This is a genomic window from Haloplanus natans DSM 17983, assembly GCF_000427685.1.
In the GTDB taxonomy this organism is placed as follows: Archaea; Halobacteriota; Halobacteria; order Halobacteriales; family Haloferacaceae; genus Haloplanus; species Haloplanus natans.
This window is the reverse complement of sequence record NZ_KE386573.1, coordinates 2076170-2093244: the sequence shown is the minus strand read 5'-3', so window position 1 is coordinate 2093244 and position 17075 is coordinate 2076170. Positions and strand designations below refer to the sequence as shown.

17 protein-coding genes are annotated in these 17075 nt (G+C 66.0%); 12 read left to right on the top strand and 5 right to left on the bottom strand.

The window, feature by feature from the left end:
- Positions 1–8: 8 nt before the first annotated feature.
- From HALNA_RS12860 to HALNA_RS12805, 12 genes are all read left to right on the top strand, one after another.
- Entirely contained in the window at positions 9–602 is a 594-nt protein-coding gene (locus HALNA_RS12860) for a DUF7500 family protein (RefSeq protein ID WP_049936756.1), read from the top strand.
- A 112-nt stretch (positions 603–714) separates the two neighbouring features.
- Positions 715–1074 carry a chemotaxis protein CheY gene (gene cheY, locus HALNA_RS12855; protein ID WP_049936755.1) on the top strand — a complete coding sequence of 120 codons (360 nt, stop codon included), beginning with the start codon at positions 715–717 and terminating at the stop codon, positions 1072–1074.
- A 2-nt stretch (positions 1075–1076) separates the two neighbouring features.
- Positions 1077–2303, top strand: coding sequence for a chemotaxis protein CheC (locus HALNA_RS12850; protein ID WP_049936754.1), 1227 nt, complete (start codon positions 1077–1079; stop codon positions 2301–2303).
- A gap of 1 nt (position 2304) precedes the next feature.
- Positions 2305–2826 carry a chemotaxis protein CheD gene (locus tag HALNA_RS12845; RefSeq protein ID WP_049936753.1) on the top strand — a complete coding sequence of 174 codons (522 nt, stop codon included), beginning with the start codon at positions 2305–2307 and terminating at the stop codon, positions 2824–2826.
- 180 nt (positions 2827–3006) lie between these two features.
- On the top strand, positions 3007–4323 hold the full coding sequence (locus HALNA_RS12840) for a FlaD/FlaE family flagellar protein (RefSeq protein ID WP_049936752.1): 1317 nt from the start codon (positions 3007–3009) through the stop codon (positions 4321–4323).
- Positions 4313–4744 carry a hypothetical protein gene (locus tag HALNA_RS12835; protein WP_049936751.1) on the top strand — a complete coding sequence of 144 codons (432 nt, stop codon included), beginning with the start codon at positions 4313–4315 and terminating at the stop codon, positions 4742–4744. The genes HALNA_RS12840 and HALNA_RS12835 overlap by 11 nt, the downstream gene beginning before the upstream one ends.
- Positions 4745–5191, top strand: coding sequence for a flagellar protein G (locus HALNA_RS12830; protein WP_049936750.1), 447 nt, complete (start codon positions 4745–4747; stop codon positions 5189–5191).
- Entirely contained in the window at positions 5188–5940 is a 753-nt protein-coding gene (locus HALNA_RS12825; RefSeq protein WP_049936749.1) for an ATPase domain-containing protein, read from the top strand. The genes HALNA_RS12830 and HALNA_RS12825 overlap by 4 nt, the downstream gene beginning before the upstream one ends.
- Positions 5940–7613, top strand: a complete 1674-nt coding sequence (locus HALNA_RS12820) for a type II/IV secretion system ATPase subunit (RefSeq protein ID WP_049936748.1) — start codon at positions 5940–5942, stop codon at positions 7611–7613. The genes HALNA_RS12825 and HALNA_RS12820 overlap by 1 nt, the downstream gene beginning before the upstream one ends.
- Positions 7613–9358, top strand: coding sequence for an archaellar assembly protein FlaJ (gene flaJ, locus HALNA_RS12815; RefSeq protein ID WP_049936747.1), 1746 nt, complete (start codon positions 7613–7615; stop codon positions 9356–9358). The genes HALNA_RS12820 and flaJ overlap by 1 nt, the downstream gene beginning before the upstream one ends.
- On the top strand, positions 9351–10220 hold the full coding sequence (locus HALNA_RS12810; RefSeq protein WP_049936746.1) for a CheF family chemotaxis protein: 870 nt from the start codon (positions 9351–9353) through the stop codon (positions 10218–10220). Before flaJ ends, HALNA_RS12810 begins: the two co-directional genes overlap by 8 nt.
- A gap of 62 nt (positions 10221–10282) precedes the next feature.
- Positions 10283–11110 (top strand): DUF7504 family protein, encoded by an 828-nt coding sequence (locus HALNA_RS12805; RefSeq protein ID WP_049936745.1) that lies wholly within the window; start codon positions 10283–10285, stop codon positions 11108–11110.
- A gap of 12 nt (positions 11111–11122) precedes the next feature.
- Here HALNA_RS12805 and HALNA_RS12800 read toward each other — a convergent pair whose 3' ends face one another.
- The 5 genes from HALNA_RS12800 to cheB are packed head-to-tail and all read right to left on the bottom strand — an operon-like array spanning position 11123 to position 17002.
- Entirely contained in the window at positions 11123–11989 is an 867-nt protein-coding gene (locus tag HALNA_RS12800; protein WP_049936744.1) for a CheF family chemotaxis protein, read from the bottom strand.
- Entirely contained in the window at positions 11986–13191 is a 1206-nt protein-coding gene (locus tag HALNA_RS12795; RefSeq protein WP_049936743.1) for a HEAT repeat domain-containing protein, read from the bottom strand. Before HALNA_RS12795 ends, HALNA_RS12800 begins: the two co-directional genes overlap by 4 nt.
- Position 13192: 1 nt before the next feature.
- The gene (locus HALNA_RS12790; RefSeq protein WP_049936742.1) at positions 13193–13999 is read right to left on the bottom strand and encodes a CheR family methyltransferase; all 807 of its coding nucleotides are present in this window, start codon (positions 13997–13999) and stop codon (positions 13193–13195) included.
- A 4-nt stretch (positions 14000–14003) separates the two neighbouring features.
- Positions 14004–15935: a chemotaxis protein CheA gene (gene cheA / locus HALNA_RS12785; RefSeq protein ID WP_049936741.1), complete on the bottom strand. Its 1932-nt coding sequence runs from the start codon at positions 15933–15935 to the stop codon at positions 14004–14006.
- Positions 15932–17002, bottom strand: a complete 1071-nt coding sequence (gene cheB, locus HALNA_RS12780; RefSeq protein WP_049938062.1) for a chemotaxis-specific protein-glutamate methyltransferase CheB — start codon at positions 17000–17002, stop codon at positions 15932–15934. Before cheB ends, cheA begins: the two co-directional genes overlap by 4 nt.
- Positions 17003–17075 lie beyond the last annotated feature (73 nt).

The following is a 17075-nucleotide window of genomic DNA, read 5'->3' as shown; positions in this document are numbered from 1 at the left end:
CCCAGTGTATGCCATCGGATTCAGACGATTCCGTCTCGGAACGCGGCAAGGTGCTCACCGAGGAGGAGTTAGACCTCACCAGACACGACAACGTGGACGAACTCGACGACGGCCGCTACGTCGTCTCGACCGGGAGCGGGCCGACCAGCGACGGGGCGACCGAGGCCCGTGCCGACGAGCGCCGCGCCCGCGAGTCGGAACCGGCGGTCGACGAATCCGAGGCCGACGGCGGGTCGGAGATCACTGAAGTGGATGTCAACGCGTGGCTCGAAGACTACCTTCGGACCAGCGACGCCCAGTACGGCTTCCACGTCACGGCCAAATTCGACGACGGCGTGGGGCGCCACCAGGTCGTCTCGAACGACGTGGTCACCAGCTTCGAATCGCTGTTGATCTGGTACGCACAGCACGTCGGCGGCGGCACGCCCGTCGAGGACGTACTCGGCATTCTACTCGCCGAAGCCAACGTCTCGGTTCGGTACCCGGTCCGGACGCTCACGGGACTGCTCAAGCGGTACGATCTCGATCGCGACGACAGTATCGGCGACCTCATCGAGGCCGTCTCCGACGAGCAAGCCGTCGCGCTGTCCGAAGACCGATAGGGCCGGCAGGTCGCCGCTCCACCGTCCCACGCGAGACCGCCCGCCTGCTTCCGTATCAGCACTGAGAATCGCGCCCGAGTCTTTATTTGTCGAGTCGTGAACCTTCGGGCAGATGCCACCGCAAGTGTTACTCGTCGACGACTCGGACTTCATGCGCAATCTTCTGCGCGAGATCCTCGAAGAGAACTTCGAGATCGTCGGTGAAGCCGAAAACGGCGTCGAGGCCGTCGAACTCTACCGGGAGCACGATCCCGATCTGGTGATGATGGACATCGTGATGCCGATTCGTGACGGCATCGAAGCGACGAGCGAGATCACGGGGTCCGATCCCGACGCGAACGTCATCATGTGTACGAGCGTCGGGCAGGAGGAGAAGATGAAAAACGCCGTCAAGGCCGGGGCGGACGGCTACATCACGAAACCGTTCCAGAAACCGAACGTGCTCGAAGCCATCGACGACGTCGTGGCCTAACGATGCGGGTGGATATCCAGTCGCTCGGCACGTACAACCGCCTCGCACAGGAGGGGGCGGAACACGCCGCGGCGTCGCTGACCCAGATGACTGGCATCGAGACGCACGTCGACGTGACTAACGTCACGCTGATGTCGAAACGCGACGTGGAGGATGTCTTCGGTGGGACGGAGTTCGTCGGCGTGCAGATCGGCCTCGGCGGTGGGCTCTCGGGCGAGACGGCGCTCGCGTTCGACCGGTCGAGTGCCGCGAGCATCGTCGACGTCCTCGTTCCCGGTGCGAGCGCCGCCGCCGAGGACTCCTTCGACGAGATGGCCCGGAGCGGCGTCAAGGAGATCGGCAACATCATGATGGGTGGATTCGTCGACGGGTGGGCCGACTATTTGGCGACGAGCGTCGACATGACGCCCCCGACGTACGTCGAACGCGACGGCACCGACGTGTTGCCGAACGGTGCGCTCGACCGTGCCGAGGAGGAACACGTCTTCGTCTTCGAGAGTCAGATGACGGCCGTCGACGAACGGGTCGACGCGTACATCTACATGCTGCCGGAGTACGGCGCCTTCGCGGAGATGTTGGAAGCGAGCGACGATCACGAGAACGCCATCCCGATGGACAAACTGACCGTCTTCGACGAGATGACCCGGCAGGGCGCCGAACGCGCCGCCGAGAACGTCTCCTCGATGACGGGTATCGAGACCGACGTGGACGTGAGTCGGCTCAGTTTCGTCCCCATCGAGGACGTGCCGAACACGGCCCGCGACGAGGTGTATCTCGGGACCGTGATGGAGTTCAAAGGCACACCCGGCGGCTATCTCGCCATCCTGTTCGACGAGCCGTCGGCGCGGACCATCGTCGACGCGACGGTACCGATGGAGCTCGACGAGCCACTCGGCGACATGGGTGAGAGCGCGATTCAGGAACTGGGCAACATCATGACCAGCGGGTTCATCGACGGCTGGGCGAACGTCCTGCAGACGAGCATCGACCACACGCCACCCCAACTGGTTCACGACCTCGGAACGGCGATTCTCAGCCCCATCGCGGGTCGACTCGGCCAGTCACAGGAGTACGCCTTCCTCATGGACTCGACGGTCGTCACGCCGGAAGGCGAGTTCAACTGCGAGATATACGCCATCCCCGACGAACAGAAACTCAAGGAGGCCCTCGACTCCCTGCTGGTCGAGCGAAGCGACCAACTCGAAGCCAACCGCGAATCGATCTTCTAACATGAAGACGTACGGCGGGACGCCGACCGAGGACCGACGCTCCTCGTCGGCAGCGCGTACCCGAAAGCGGGTCGGCATCGCCGACTTCGCGGTCACGACCGACGGGGCCGTGCTGACCACGAGTGGCCTCGGCTCCTGTCTCGGCGTCGCGCTCCACGACGAACGGGCGGGTGTCGCCGGCCTGATCCACGTCATGCTCCCCACGGCACCCGACGATCCGCCGAACGTCGCCAAGTACGCCGACACCGGCATCGACGCCCTGCTGACCGCGATGGCCGCCGAGGGGGCGACCCCCGGTCGAGTGCGGGCGAAACTCGCCGGTGGGAGCGCCATGTTCGAGTTCGACAGTCAGGACGAACCCATCGGCGAGCGCAACGTCGCGGTGACACGGGCGACGCTCGACCGACTCGGCGTCCCCGTCGACGCCACGGACGTGGGTGGCGACGCCGGCCGCTCGCTCCGGTTCTACGGCGACACCGGCGAACTCCGAATCAAATCCGCCGGTGACGAACGTCGGCTCTGAGACCGACCGATCGGCCCGATCGCTCGACTGCGGCCGTATCGCCGCGAGCACACACACGGCAGACCCGCGTCATACGCATATCAAAATTGATAACTGAAGGACAACGATTAAAGTACGGCGCGGTAATAGTGGACACGATAGAATGGGTTCGACGAGTCGTCGGGCGACGGGAGGAACCGAATGGAGCTCCTAGAGCGGTTTCTCGGCAGTGACGACGACGACGAGAGCGATGCCGACGGCGGCGACGACGACATGTTCTTCGAGGAAGAGGACGACCTCGACGACTTCGGCGGCGACGACTTCGGGGACGACGGGCTGGGATTCGACGACGGCGACGACGGCGGTGCCGCGACGGCCGAACTGGAAGGCCGGATCGACGAGATGGAAAACGAGGTTGCCAGCCTCTCCTCGACGGTGAGTACCATCCGCAGCGAGAACGAGGAGATCAGCAACACCGTCGAGGACGTAGAGGAGAACGTCCGCAAACTGCTCGATATCTACGAGATGGTCACCCGCGGCGTCAACCCCTTCGTCGACGACGTGCAGGCCGGTGGCAGCGGCTTCGACGACGGTGGCGGATCGCTGGGCCTGTTCGACGACGACGACGACGAAGAGACGGAGGATCTGGACGACGACATCGCTGGCGCCGAGGCCGAGGATTTCTTCGACGACGACTTCCTCGACGACGAGGGCGACGAGGACGACTTCGGCGACTTCGACGGCGCTATCGACGACGACGACCCGACCACCGAGGATACTATGGCCGACGACGATTCAGACGACTCCGGCAAATCGTTCGAGGAACTGAAAGACGAGTACAACAGCGGCGAGGCCGACTGGGCGGACGACGACGGCGACGCGACAAACGGCGACGCAGCCGACGATTTCGACGAGTTGGCCGACGACGGTGACGACTTCGGTGACCTCGGCGACGACTTCGGTGAGGCGACCGACGACGGTGACGACCGGAGCCCCGGCGTGGTCGACGGTGGGGACGTCGCCTCCGACGACCCTCCGACCACGGACGCCGACTCCACGCCCGAGACGATGGCTACCGACGGCGCCACGGCGACCCCCGCGCCCGAGGAGACGGGCGCCGGTGACCTGCAGTTCGCCGCTAACACCGTGATGCAGGGGTCGGGCACGTCGAAGCCCTACCTCGAGACGGTGCCCTCGGGCTACGTCGGTGACCTCCTCGTGATGGAGTGGCTCGAGTATCTCGTCGAGGAGGGCGACGTGGAAGATGCGGCCCGGGCGGTGGAGTACTACCGCCGTATCCAGTGGATCGGCGAGGGTGCCGCGGACGAACTCCGCGATTTCCTCGTCGGCTTCGGTGACCTCGACGCGGACCGGGAGGTGACCGGCGCCCCGTCGACGCTCTCCATCGACCACCACGTCGCCAGTTTGCGGTATATCAGTCGACTGACCGGATCGACCGCCGATTCGGTCGTCTTCGACTGCTGGAGCGGTGGCGGAGGTGTCCCCTTTGGGTTTTAGCGTCAGCGGGTCGGCGGCCATCGTCTTCGTCGGCATCTTCCTCGCTTTCTCGTCGGCGTACACCGCCTCGGCCAACGGATTCGAGCGCGTCACCGACGCGAAGTCCGCGGTGAACGAGGAGGCCCTCGAACGTCAGAACACCGCCTTCACGCTCACCAACGCCACGTACGACGCCGGCACCGACACGCTGACCGTCGAGGCCGTCAACGAGGGGACGACCACCCTCGACGTCGACGCCGTCGACCTCCTGGTCGACAACGCGTATCGCGACGACTTCACCGTCCGCCGGGCCGGCGGCGACAACTCGACCTCCCTGTGGCTCCCCGGCGAGCGTCTCCACCTCGAAGTGACGGCCACGAGCCAGCCCGACCGGATCAAACTCGTCACCGGTCCCGGCGTGGCCGCGACGGAGGTGCTCTGAATGGCGAGTGTCTCCGCGTCCCACCTCATCCTCTTTATCGCCAGCCTCGTCATCGCCGCGGGGGTCGCCGGCACCTTCACCCAGGGTATCTCGCGGCTCAGCCAGGGCATCGACGACCAGAGCCTCGAAGTCTCCGAGGAGGTCCGGACGGACATCGAGGTGATCAGCGACGCCGGCAGCCCCGTCTACAACAACTCCTCGAAGACGGTGACGCTGCTGGTGAAGAACACGGGAACCTCCGATATCCCGCCCGACTCGCGGTTCATCGAGATACTGCTCGACGGCCGGTACCGGACGAACGTCACGGTGACCGTCGTCGACGGCGAGACGTGGCAGCCGAGCAACGTCATCCGTCTCGAAATCGGCGGGGCTGACCTCTCGGCCGGCGATCACCGGGTGAAGCTGATCGTCAACGGCGACGAGGAGGTGTTCAGGTTCCGCACATGAGCACCTCCGATCTGCTGTCGCTCGGCCTGGAAGATCACGACCGCCTCAACAAGGAACTCGGCGGCGGCGTTCCCCGCGGCAGCATCGTCCTCGCCGAGGGCGACTACGGGGCGGGCAAAAGCGCCATGTCCCAGCGGCTCACGTACGGCTTCTGCGAGGAAGGACATACGGTGACGTATCTCTCGACTGAGTTGACCACCCGCGGGTTCATCGACCAGATGCACTCGCTGTCGTACGACATGGTCGATCACCTGTTGGACGAGAACGTCCTCTTTCTCCACGCCGACTTCGACACCGGCGGCACCTTCTCGGAGGAGGGGGACGGCGAGCGCAAGGAACTGCTCACCCGTCTGATGAACGCGGACGTGATGTGGAACTCGGAGGTCATCGTGATCGATACGTTCGACGCCATCCTCCGAAACGATCCGAAGTTCGAGGCGCTGGTGCGCCAGAACGACGAACGGCAGGCGGCACTGGAGATCATCGGCTTCTTCCGCGACGTGATCTCACAGGGGAAAGTCGTCGTCCTGACCGTCGACCCCTCGACGGTCGACGAGGAGGCGATCGGTCCCTTCCGCTCCATCGCCGACATCTTCCTCGAACTCGAGATGGTCGAGGTCGGCAACGACGTGCGCCGACAGATCTCGGTCAAGCGGTTCGCGGGCATGGGACAGCAGGTCGGAGACACGATCGGCTACTCCGTCCGATCGGGGACGGGGATCGTCATCGAGAGTCGTAGCGTCGCATAATGACAGAACTCGGAACCGCCACCCCCTCGGACGAACTCAAGCGGATCGCGGCCAACCGGCCCCACCTCCGCGATCACCTCAAGAAGTTCAAGCAGATCACCGGCGAGTTCCCCCTGCTCATCGACGAACCCACGAGCGACTACGAGACGAGTCGGCCGAACGTCCTCTACCCCATCGGCGGTCCCATCTACTGTCACATCTACGGCGACCTGGGTCAGGACATGAAATACTACGCGATCGAGCCGTCGCTCTCGGGCGACGAACAGAGCCTCTTCTCGAAGATCCGCGACGAACTCCTCGATCGCAGCGTCAGCAAGGCCGTCCCCGAAGAGGAGTCGGAGTACGACGACCGGATCGAGGAACTCCTCCAGGAGACGACGACCATCGACCGCGACCGGAGCGGCCTCCGGTACTGGATCGACAAGCTGCTGGATTTCCTCGGTCTCGGCAACTACCGCGTCAGCGAGCAGACCTACGAGAACATCCGCTACCGGCTCAACCGCGACATCGTGGGGCTCGGCCCCCTCGAACCGGTCATGCGCGACCCCGCCAACGAGGACGTTCACGTCATCGGCCCACACCAGTGTTACGTCGATCACGGCACCTACGGGCTGATCGAGACCACCGTCGACTTCGGCACGCCCGAACAGTTCGACTCCTGGATCCGGAGCATGGGCGAGCGCATCGGCGACCCCGTCTCGGACTCCAACCCGATCGTCGACTCGACGCTCCCCGACGGTTCGCGTCTGAACGTCATCTACTCCGACGACGTGAGCGTGCAGGGGCCGAGTCTCACCATCCGGCAGGGCGACGAGACGCCGCTCTCGATCAACCAGATCACCAAGTGGGGGACCCTCTCCCCGGAACTCGTCGCCTACCTGTGGCTCTGTCTGGAGAACGAACAGACCGTCTTCGTCGTCGGCGAGACGGCCTCGGGGAAGACGACGACGCTCAACTCCATCATGTCCTTCATCCCCCGGGACTCGAAGATTTACACCGCCGAGGACACCGCCGAGGTGCTCCCGCCCCACGACACCTGGCAGCAGTTGCTCACCCGCGAGGGCGGCGCGGAGGAGAACTCCGACGTGGACATGTTCGACCTCGTCGCCGCCGCCCTCCGCTCCCGCCCCGACTACATCGTCGTGGGAGAGGTGCGTGGCGAGGAGGGGCGGATGGCGTTCCAGGCCGCCCAGACCGGCCACCCCGTCATGCTCACCTTCCACGCCAGCGACATCGTCTCGATGATCCAGCGGTTCACCGGCGACCCCATCAACGTCCCCGAGACGTTCATGGACAACGCCGACGTGGCGCTGTTCCAGAACCGCGTCAAGCAGGGCGACGACGTGCTCCGCCGGGTGACGAGCGTCCAGGAGATCGAGGGCTACTCCAAGGAGATGGACGGCGTCGTCACCCGGCAGGTGTTCAGTTGGGACCCCGTGGAGGACGAAATCGTCTTCCAGGGGATGAACAACTCCTACGTCCTCGAAGAACAGATCGCGACCCTGCTTGGGTACGCCGACACGCGCGACATCTACGACGACCTCGACTTCCGCGCCCGCCTTGTCGAGCGCATGATCGAGGAGAACATCCTCGGCTACCACGAGGTCAACGAGGCGATCAAGTCGTTCCAGCGCGACGGCGTCGAAGGCCTCCCGTTCGATATACACAAATAATGGCGTCCGAACCAGCAGCGGAGGGCGGGTCCGATCTCACCTCTTCGGAGACGCTCGCATCCATCGTCGAGGCGTACGAGCGGATGGACATGGAGATGTCGCGGTACATCTCCCTCATCGTGCTTCCCTCCGTCGCTTTCTTCGCCGGCACCGTCGCCGTCGCCGTCCTCGTCTCGCTCCCGCTTTCGATCCGGCTTCCCATTCCCCTCCTCGGCGGCCTCGTCCTCTTTGCGGCGGTGGCCTACCCCAAACTCCTGGTCAGCCAGGAACGCGTCGAGATGGAGAACCAGTACCACCTCCTGATGACGCATATGACGGTCCTGTCGACGACGAACATCGACCGCATGGAGGTGTTCCGAAAACTCGGCGAAGAGGAGGAGTACGGCGCTCTCGCCGACGAGATCAACCGCGTCGTCCAACTGGTCGACACGTGGAACCAGAGTCTCGACGACGCCTGTCGCCGCCGCGCCCGGCGCATCCCGAGCGACCCCCTCGCGGATTTTTTCGACCGCCTCGCCTACACCGTCAACGCCGGGCAGGAACTCAGCGAGTTCCTCCTCAGCGAGCAGCAGGTGATGATCCAGAACTACGTGACGATGTACGAGAGTACGCTCGATAACCTCGAAGTCATGAAGGACCTCTACCTGTCGATGGTGCTCTCGATGACCTTCGCGCTCGTGTTCGCCATCGTCCTCCCCATCCTGACGGGGACGGACCCGACCATGACCGTCGGGGCCGTCATCGTCCTCTATGGCTTCGTCCAGACCGGCTTCTTCCTCGTCATCCGAACGCTAACGCCGTACGACCCGATCTGGTACTACCCCGACGACGTGCGCCCCGAGGGCGAGTGGTCGATGATCGGGAGTTTGATCGCCGGCGGCGTGCTCTCTCTCGTCCTCGTCGTCCTCGTCGTCGGCGACCTCTTCGGCGGCGTGCCCGGTCTGACCGACCTCCTGCCCGTCGCCTCGATCCCGCGCCCGCTCTACATGGCCATTCCCGTCACGCCGCTGGCGATTCCGGGCGTCGCCTTCCGGTTCCACGAGGAGCGCATCAAATCCCGCGACGACGAGTTCCCGAGTTTCATCCGGGCGCTCGGCGCGAGCGAGACGGCGAAGCAGTCGACGACCACCGCGGTTCTCAAGACGCTCCGGAAGAAGGATTTCGGCCCCCTCACCGAGGACGTGGACGACCTGTTCAAGCGGCTGAACATGCGGCTGGAACCCGACCGCGCGTGGGAGTATTTCACCGCCAACACGCGCTCGTACCTGATTCAGAAGTTCAGCGAGATGTATCTCGTCGGTAGGCAGATGGGGGGCGAGCCGAAACAGCTCGGCGAACTCATCAGTCAGAACATGAACCACGTCAACCAGCTCAGACAGCAGCGCCAGCAGGCGACGGTCACGATGATCGGCCTGCTGTACGGGATCACCGCCGCCTCCTCCTTTGCCTTCTTCATCGGCTTCAAAATCGTCGACATCCTCGCGGGGATGTCGCTCGAACTCGGGACTAGCTCACAGCTCGACGTGGGGAAACTCATCCACACGGGGGTGTACGACCTCCCGCTCATCCAGTTTCTCCTCCTCGGGGTGGTGATGATCAACGCCGTCCTCTCCGCGCTCATCATCCGGACTGTCGATGGCGGCCACAAGGCGAACGCCCTCCTCCATTTCGTCGCTCTGACCTGGATCGGCTGTGCCGTCGCCGTGCTGACCATGACGGTCGTGGGGGGGTTGTTGAATGTCTGAACGCGTCATCGCCGACTTCGTCGGCCGCTTCTTCGTGACCGACATGAGTCGCGAGGACCCGGTTCGCGGGCGTATCGTGATGAGCCGAAAACGGCTCGTGCTCGTCGGCGACGACCACAAGGTGACGATACCCACCTCGACGATGTTCGACATCGCGGTCGGGCACGTCCCGCCGGAGATGCGCTCGTTTTTCAGCGACTCGATCACCGTCGCCTACCGGACCGACGAAGGACGACGCATGGCCGTCGTCGAGGCCGAGAGCGACACGGTCGAGAAGTTCGCGACCGTCCTGTTCAAAGCGCACCTGAACGGGCGCACGGTGACGGTCGAACACCCCGCCGAGCGCGGGGGACGGGTCGTCGACTCGACGATCCGCAAGGCGAAACTCACCGTCGACGACGGCGCCCTCGCTTTCGCCGGCCCGAACGTCGACTTCGCCATCGATCTGGCGACGGTGACTGATTTCGAGAAGGAGACGCGGACGCTCGCCGGCGAGACCAAACCCGCGCTGTCGGTGCGACACGTCCCGCGGACGACCGCTCTCCTTTCGGTCGTTGCCCTCCCCTCCGAACGGGTGATGAACCTCCTCGGTCGGTACTTCCGGCTGGAGTACAGCGACATCGTCGAATCCCTGCAGGACGTGAGCCTCTCCGACGAGGAGGTGCAGGTCCTCGTCGGCATCTACTCCGCGGGGGAGGGTGTCGACCCCCTCGACGTGGTCGCCGCCGACGCCAGCCAAACGACCATAGTGCTGAACGGCCTCCGTGAGAAAGGCCTCGTCGTCGACGGCGACGACGGGACGGCGCTGACGCCGAAAGGGCGGGTCGTCGTCAACAGCCGGCTAGAGGAAGTCAACGCGTGACGATCCGAATCGCCCGGCTACGGCCGGCACGGGACGGCCGACCGGTGGTGAGCTAGCCGTCGATGGTCTACCGATGGCAGTGTCGGCGGTGTGCGTTCGGTTGCTGGACCGCGAGCGGTGACGCCGCGGCCGAAGCGGTCGGCGCCCACCTCCTCGACCACGCGGAGTCGAATCTCCGCCGCGACGACGTGGGAGTCGCGTGGCGGTGTCCCCACTGCGGGACCCAGGGGGAGACCTACGCGGGCGACGACGACGACGCGGTCGACGCGTTCAAGTCTCACCTGTTCGGCCACGCGGCGTCACAACTCGAAGCCGGCGCCCACGTTGCCGATGCGGTCGGCGGAACCGGAAACGTTCTCGTGATCGCCCCGTCCGACGACGCGGCGGACAACGCTCGCACGCATTTCCTCTCGCGCGGCGACCACGCGATGATCGTCACGGCGAACCCGGCCGACCGACTCCGACTTCTGGATCGTGCGCTCCCGTCGTGGCCAGCGTCGACGACGGTCGTCACGACGGTCACGGAGCCGCTGTCCGAGGTCGATATCGACCCCTCGGCTCGATCGATAGAAGTCCTGATGCTCGATGGCCGGCCTGATCTGAGCGGCGTCGGCGAGACGCTCTCGCGAGCGATCGGGGCGCGACAGGCAGCCGGCACGCTGTCCGTCGAGTTCGACATCCTCCCCGACCTCCTCGAGACGTTCGAACTGCGGACGGTGTTCCGGTTTCTCCACCTCCTCTCCGCGCGGCTCGAACGGGAGCGTGCGCTCGCACACTGCCATCTCGATCCGCGATACACACAGCGGGCGAGCATCAACGTTCTCGAAGGAGCGTTCGACCTGTCGATCCGGGCCGAGGGATCGGTATTCGTCGCCGAGTCCAACGGGTAACCCCGGCCGCGCTCATTGGTCGTTCATCGCCTCGCTGGCGATGTTGCGCCCGCGAGCGTTGAGCGCGACTTCGCGCCGGACCCGTATCTCCTCGACGACTTCGAGTTCGATCAGGCGGTCGAACACCTCCTCTACCTCGTCGACGTCCATCCCGAGGAAGTCGGGAATCTCGAACGGCGACACTCCCGAATACAGCGCCATCAACACCTCGTTCTGTCGCTCGGAAAGATCGACACCGATCTCGCTCCGGCTCTCCCCTTTCCGGAGGAGGCTCTCGAGGATCGCACACCGGCGCGTCGACCCCGAGAGATACGTCTGGACGCTCGTCCCGTCTTCGCTGTGTTCGACCTCCAGCACCCGTCGTTTCTCGTCTCTGACCGACCGCTCGTTGGCCTCCATCGACCCGATGTCGTCGAGGTCGATTTCGACGAACGAGCCGTCGGCGATGGCGAGGGCGACGGCCCCCTCCTCGATTTTCAGTCGGCCTTTCTCCCACTCGGCGTCGGTGACGACGCCGCCCTCGACCGCAGGGTGGCGCGCGAGAACGATCTTTCGATCCAGGAGGGCACGGTACAGGAGCCGCTCGAACGACTCGGGGTCGTCCGCGGAGACGAGCACCACGTCGCCGCCCGCGATCTGGAGGCTGACGTAGCCGGACACCTTCGCGACCAGCTGGTTCACGTCCGTCCGCCCCTCCAGACTCTCGATTTTCGGGAGGGGGATCGTCCGTTTGCCGCCGTTGCCCGCGAGAATCAGCCGCCTGTTCGACAGCAGGATGCGCCCCCCGGACCACTCCGCGTCGTTCAGTTCGCGGCCGTCCTTGACGACCTGCGTGAACTTCCCGCGCGTATCGACCACCTTCCGCTCGCCCTCGCTCATCGACGGCCTCCGAGTTTCGACAGGGCGGCGAAGGCCTGTTTGCGGACCTCCTCGTCGCCGGTGCGATCCAGAAGCGCCTCGAGTCGGTCGCGGGCACGCTCGCCGCCGACTTTGCCGAGGACGAACACCGCCTTCGACCGCGCCGCGTCCGAGGGGTCCGGATCCTCCAGCAGATCGAGGAGTTCGTCCTCGACGGCCTCGCCGTCGAGGTGGACGAGGCTGGTCGCCGCGAACTGCGCGGTGGTGCCGTCGGCGGCGTCGAGGGCGCCGACCAGCGCCTCGACGGCGTCGGCGTACCCCTCGTCGTCGGCGACGCGCCCGAGAAGCCAGGCGACGTTGCGCCGCTCCCGTGGCTGGTTGCTCTCTTCGAGCAATTCGACGAGCGGATCGACGACGCTCCGGTCGGCCGAGCCCAGCCGATCGACGACCGTTTCACGGATGCGGTGGCTCTGTTCCGTCGGCGCGGCCGCGAGCAACTCGACGATGGAGAAGACGGCCGCCCGCCGCACCACGTCGCTGTCGTCGTCGAGCGCGCCGATGAGCGGATCGATGGCCGCCGACCCCTGATACCCGCCGAGCGCCATGACCGCCGCGTAGCGCACCTCGTCGTTCTCGTCGTCGACGGCGTCGAGCAGCGGGGAGAGGGCGCCGATGGAGGCCAGCGCGTCGGCGGCCTCGCGGCGAACCCGGCCGACCGGGTCGTCGAGGCGGGCGCCGAGCGCCTTTGCCGCCCGTTCGTCCCCGACGGCGCCGCAAGCCCGCGCGGCCCGGGTACGAACTCGCGGGTTGGGATCCTCGAGCGCCTCGACCAGCGCCGGGAGCGCCCCCGCATCGCCCAGCCGGCGAAGCGCGTTCGCGGCCGCCATCCGAAGCTCCGGGCGGTCGGCCGAGAGCGTCTCGACGAACGCCTCGGCGCGCACCCAGTCGGCGCCGTCGGCATCGACCCCGGCCATCTCCGCGACCAGCCGCTCGATGGCCTCGCCTCCGATCGCGTCGAGGGCGTCGATAGCGGCGCCGCGGACCGCCTCGTCGTCGTCGTTTTTGGCCGTCCGGACGAGCGCGTCGACCGCCTGTGGCTCGTCGTCGACCACGTCGCCCAGGATTTCGGCGGCTCGCTTCCGGATCGACGCCGAGTCGCTGAGCTTCAGGTGATCCAGCAGGGCGTCCACGTCGCGGTCTTTCTCCAGCTGGTAGAGCGACATGTCAGGTCCGTCGGTAGACGCGTCGCCGTTTGTCGACCGTTTCGACCGCGTCCCGGCTCCCTCGTGGTAGCGTCTCCGTCATCCCGATGACGAGGTAGCCGCCCTCGCGGAGCGACGAGAGCACCGTATCGACCACCGCTCGCTTCGACTCCGTGTTGATGTAGATGAGAAGGTTGCGACACAGCGCGAGATCAACGCCCCCTTTCGGCTCGTCCGCGATGAGGTCGTGCTGTTCGAACGTCACCAGCTCTTTCACCTCGTCGCGGACGGCGAAGGTGTCGTCCTCGCGGTCCACGTACCGCTCCGCGTCGTCGAGGGGTTCGAGTTCGCTTGCCACGTCCCGTGTCTTGGTCGTCCGGTAGACGCCCGCTCGCGCCCGTTCGAGGACGTCTTCGTTGATGTCGGTGCCCACGATGTCGAGCCGGCGGGTGCGAATCTCGTCGTCGTCGAGGGCAAGCATCGCCAGCGAGTACGGCTCCCGCCCGTCCGAACAGGGGGCGCTCCACACCGTCGTCCGGCCGCGGCCGGCCGTCACCGTCCGTAGCGCGTCCCGGATCGGCTCCCACGCCTCGGGGTTGCGATAGAAGCTGGTGACGTTGATCGAGAGGGAGTCGAGTAGCGCCCCCGGCTCCTCGGGATCGGACCGCACCAGGTCGAGGTACTCGTCGTAGCCCTCCACGTCCCGCCGGCGCATCCGGGCGGAGATGCGGCGATCCAGATACGACTCGTTGTAGTACGACGACTCGAAGTCCAGTTCCGCCGCGAGGTGGGCGAGCAGCCGGTCGAAGGCGTCGGTTGTCTCGCTCATCGGTTCAGAGCGTCACCACGTCGAGGATCGGGACGATGTTGCCGTCGCCGAGGACGGCCGTCCCGCTGAGTCCCGGGATGCCGCTCAACACGCCTTCGAGCGGCTTGACCACGACTTCCTCCTGTTTGTTTACGGCGTCACAGCGGAGCGCGGCCCGACGCTCTGACTTGCGGATGCGCAGGAGCATCCCGTCACCGTTGGCCGTCTCGCCGGGTACGTCGAGCTCCGAGGCGAGGTCGACGACCGGGTAGATGTCCTCGTCGTGTTCGATCATCGGCTGCTCGTTGATCGTCTCGACTTCGGGGATGCGGCTCACCTCGTCGATGTTCTTGATCGGGACGCCGTACTCCTCGCTCCCGACTTCGATGAACAGCACCTTGACGATGGCGACGGTCACCGGCAGGCGCAGGGTGACACTCGTTCCCTCGCCGTGCTCGCTCTCGACGTTCACCGAGCCGTCGAGCTGTTTGACCGTGCTGTGGACCACGTCCATGCCGACGCCTCGGCCGCTCACGTCGGTCACCTCGTCGGCCGTCGAGAAGCCCGGGTGGAAGACTAGATCGTACACCTCGGAGTCCTCCATCGAGTCGAGTTCGGCCTCGGTCCGAACCCCCTTCTCGGCCGCCTTCCGCCGGAGTTCGTCCACGTCCAGACCGCGGCCGTCGTCCTCGACGGTGACGGTGACGTGGTCGCGTTCGCGGCTCGCCCGTAGCTCGATAGACCCCTCGCGATCCTTCCCCGCCGCTTCCCGTTCTGCGGGCGGTTCGATGCCGTGATCGACCGCGTTCCGGAGGATGTGCATGAGCGGATCGCTGATCTCGGTCAGGATGGTGCGGTCGAGTTCGATATCCTGACCCTCCATCCGGAAGTCGATCTCCTTTTCCTGTTCGCGGGCGAGGTCACGAACCAGCCGCGGGAACTTGCTGATCACCTTCCGCATCGGGATCAGCCGCATGTCCATCACCGTGTTCTGGAGGTTGCCGGTGATCTTGTCGAGTTCGCCGAGCGTGTCCGTCGCGCTCCCCACGTCGCCGTCGTCGACGGCGCGGCGGAGCTTGATCCGGCTGGTGACCAACTGCTCGACGAGGCCGTGCAGGTCGTCTAACTGATCGACGTCGACCCGGACGGAGCTGATTTCCCGGGAGGAGCCGTTACTGGCGTCGGGTTCGCTCTCGCCGTTCGCCCGCTGGGCGTCGTCCGTGCTCGCGTCGTCGGCCTCGCTTTCGTCCTCGGGGTCGTTCGCTTTGGACGTTTCCGTCCCTGCCTGTGACAGCGTGGCGTCCTCGATGGCGGAGACCCGATCGAGCGTCGCCCGGAGTTCGTCGGCAGTCGTCGAGGCGACGACGAGGGCGAAGTCGTCCTCGTACTCGCCGTCCTCGATGGCCTCGGGGTCGGGCGTCGCGTCGACCAGATCACACTCCTCGCGGATGGCTTCGAGGACGAGCATCCCGTCGACGCCTTTCATCTCCGAATCGCCTACCTCGACTGTCACCTCGAAGGTGTCGACCTGGTCCGTCCCGTCCGCGTCGGTACCGCCGTCTTCCGCACCCGTCGCGCCGCCGCCCTCGATGACCGTCCGGATATCCGTCTCGAGGTCGGCCGTCTCGACGTCGACGGTGCCGTCCGCGTCGATGGATTCGACGGCGAGTTCGAGGCGGTCGACACCTGCGAACACCAGATCCATCACTTCGGGCGTTACCGTCATGTCACCCTCTCGGAGTTCGTCGAGGAGGTCCTCGATGGCGTGGGCGAGGTCGCTGGCCTCGTCGTAGCCCATCGCGCCGAAGTTCCCCTTCAGGGTGTGGGCCGTCCGGAAGATGTCGTCCATGGCCTCGCGGTCGTCCGGGTCCGACTCCAGCGCCAGCAGGGAGTTGTTGAGGTCGGTCAACTGCTCTTCGCTCTCGTGGACGAACGCCTGGACGTACTCTTCGGTCATGCGTTAACCTCCAGTTTGGTCGCGTCGAGAACCCCGTCGGGTACGTCGTCGCCCGACAGCACGTCGTCGACACAGCCGAGTTCGATCGCGCGTTTCGGCATTCCGAACACCGCCGACGAGGCCTCGTCTTGGGCGATGACGTGGCCGCCGGCGTCGGCGATGGCCTGCACGCCCTCGGCGCCGTCGGCGCCCATGCCGGTGAGGACGACGCCGACGAGCGGGCCGTCAACCGTCTCGGCCGCCGAGCGCATCGTCACGTCGGCGGCGGGCCGGACGCCGTGTTCCGGCGGGTCCTCGGTCAGCTTGGTCCGGAGTCGACCGCCGCCGGCGCCGGCGACGACGAGGTGTTTCCCGCCCGGTGCGACGAGTGCCTCGCCGCCGCCGATGCGGGCGCCGTCCTCGGCCTCGCGCACGTCGTACTCGCTCGCGGCGTCGAGCCGGTCGGCGAACCGTCCGGTGAACGCGTCGGGCATATGCTGGACGACGATGATCCGGAGGTCGGCGGCACGCGGCAGCCCCGCGACGACCCGTTCGACGACCGTCGGCCCACCGGTCGAGGAGGCGATCACCACCGTTGCCCCCTCCTCGTAGTCGGTGGCAGCGGCGGTCGTCGACGTCGACCGGGAGCGCCCTCCCGGCCGTGACGACCGGCCACCGCTCACGTCGGCGCCGGCGACGGCTTTCACCTTGCGAACTAGCTGCTCTTCCTTGCTCGACATCCGGGTGCTGACCTCGCCGCCGGGTTTGGTGAAGAAGTCGACGGCGCCCTTTTCGAGCGCCTCGAAGGTTACGTCGGCGCCGTCGGCAGTGTGGGCGCTCAGCATGAGGATCGGCGTCGGCCGCTCGGCCATGATCCGCTCGACGGCCTCCAGCCCGTCGACCTCCGGCATCTGTAAGTCCATCGTCACCACGTCGGGCTCGTGATCGAGGACGGCCTCGACTGCCTCCGCGCCGTCGGCGGCGGTGTCGACGACGGTCACGCCCCCGTTTTCGAGCATATCCGAGAGCATCGTCCGCATGAAATGTGAGTCGTCGACGACGACCGCCCGTGGCGTCGATGCGCTCATCGACGGGTCGCCCCGCTGTGTGACCGGATCGTCACGGCGGTCGGGCGCTGCCCGTCGGTTTCCGGGGGGGTTC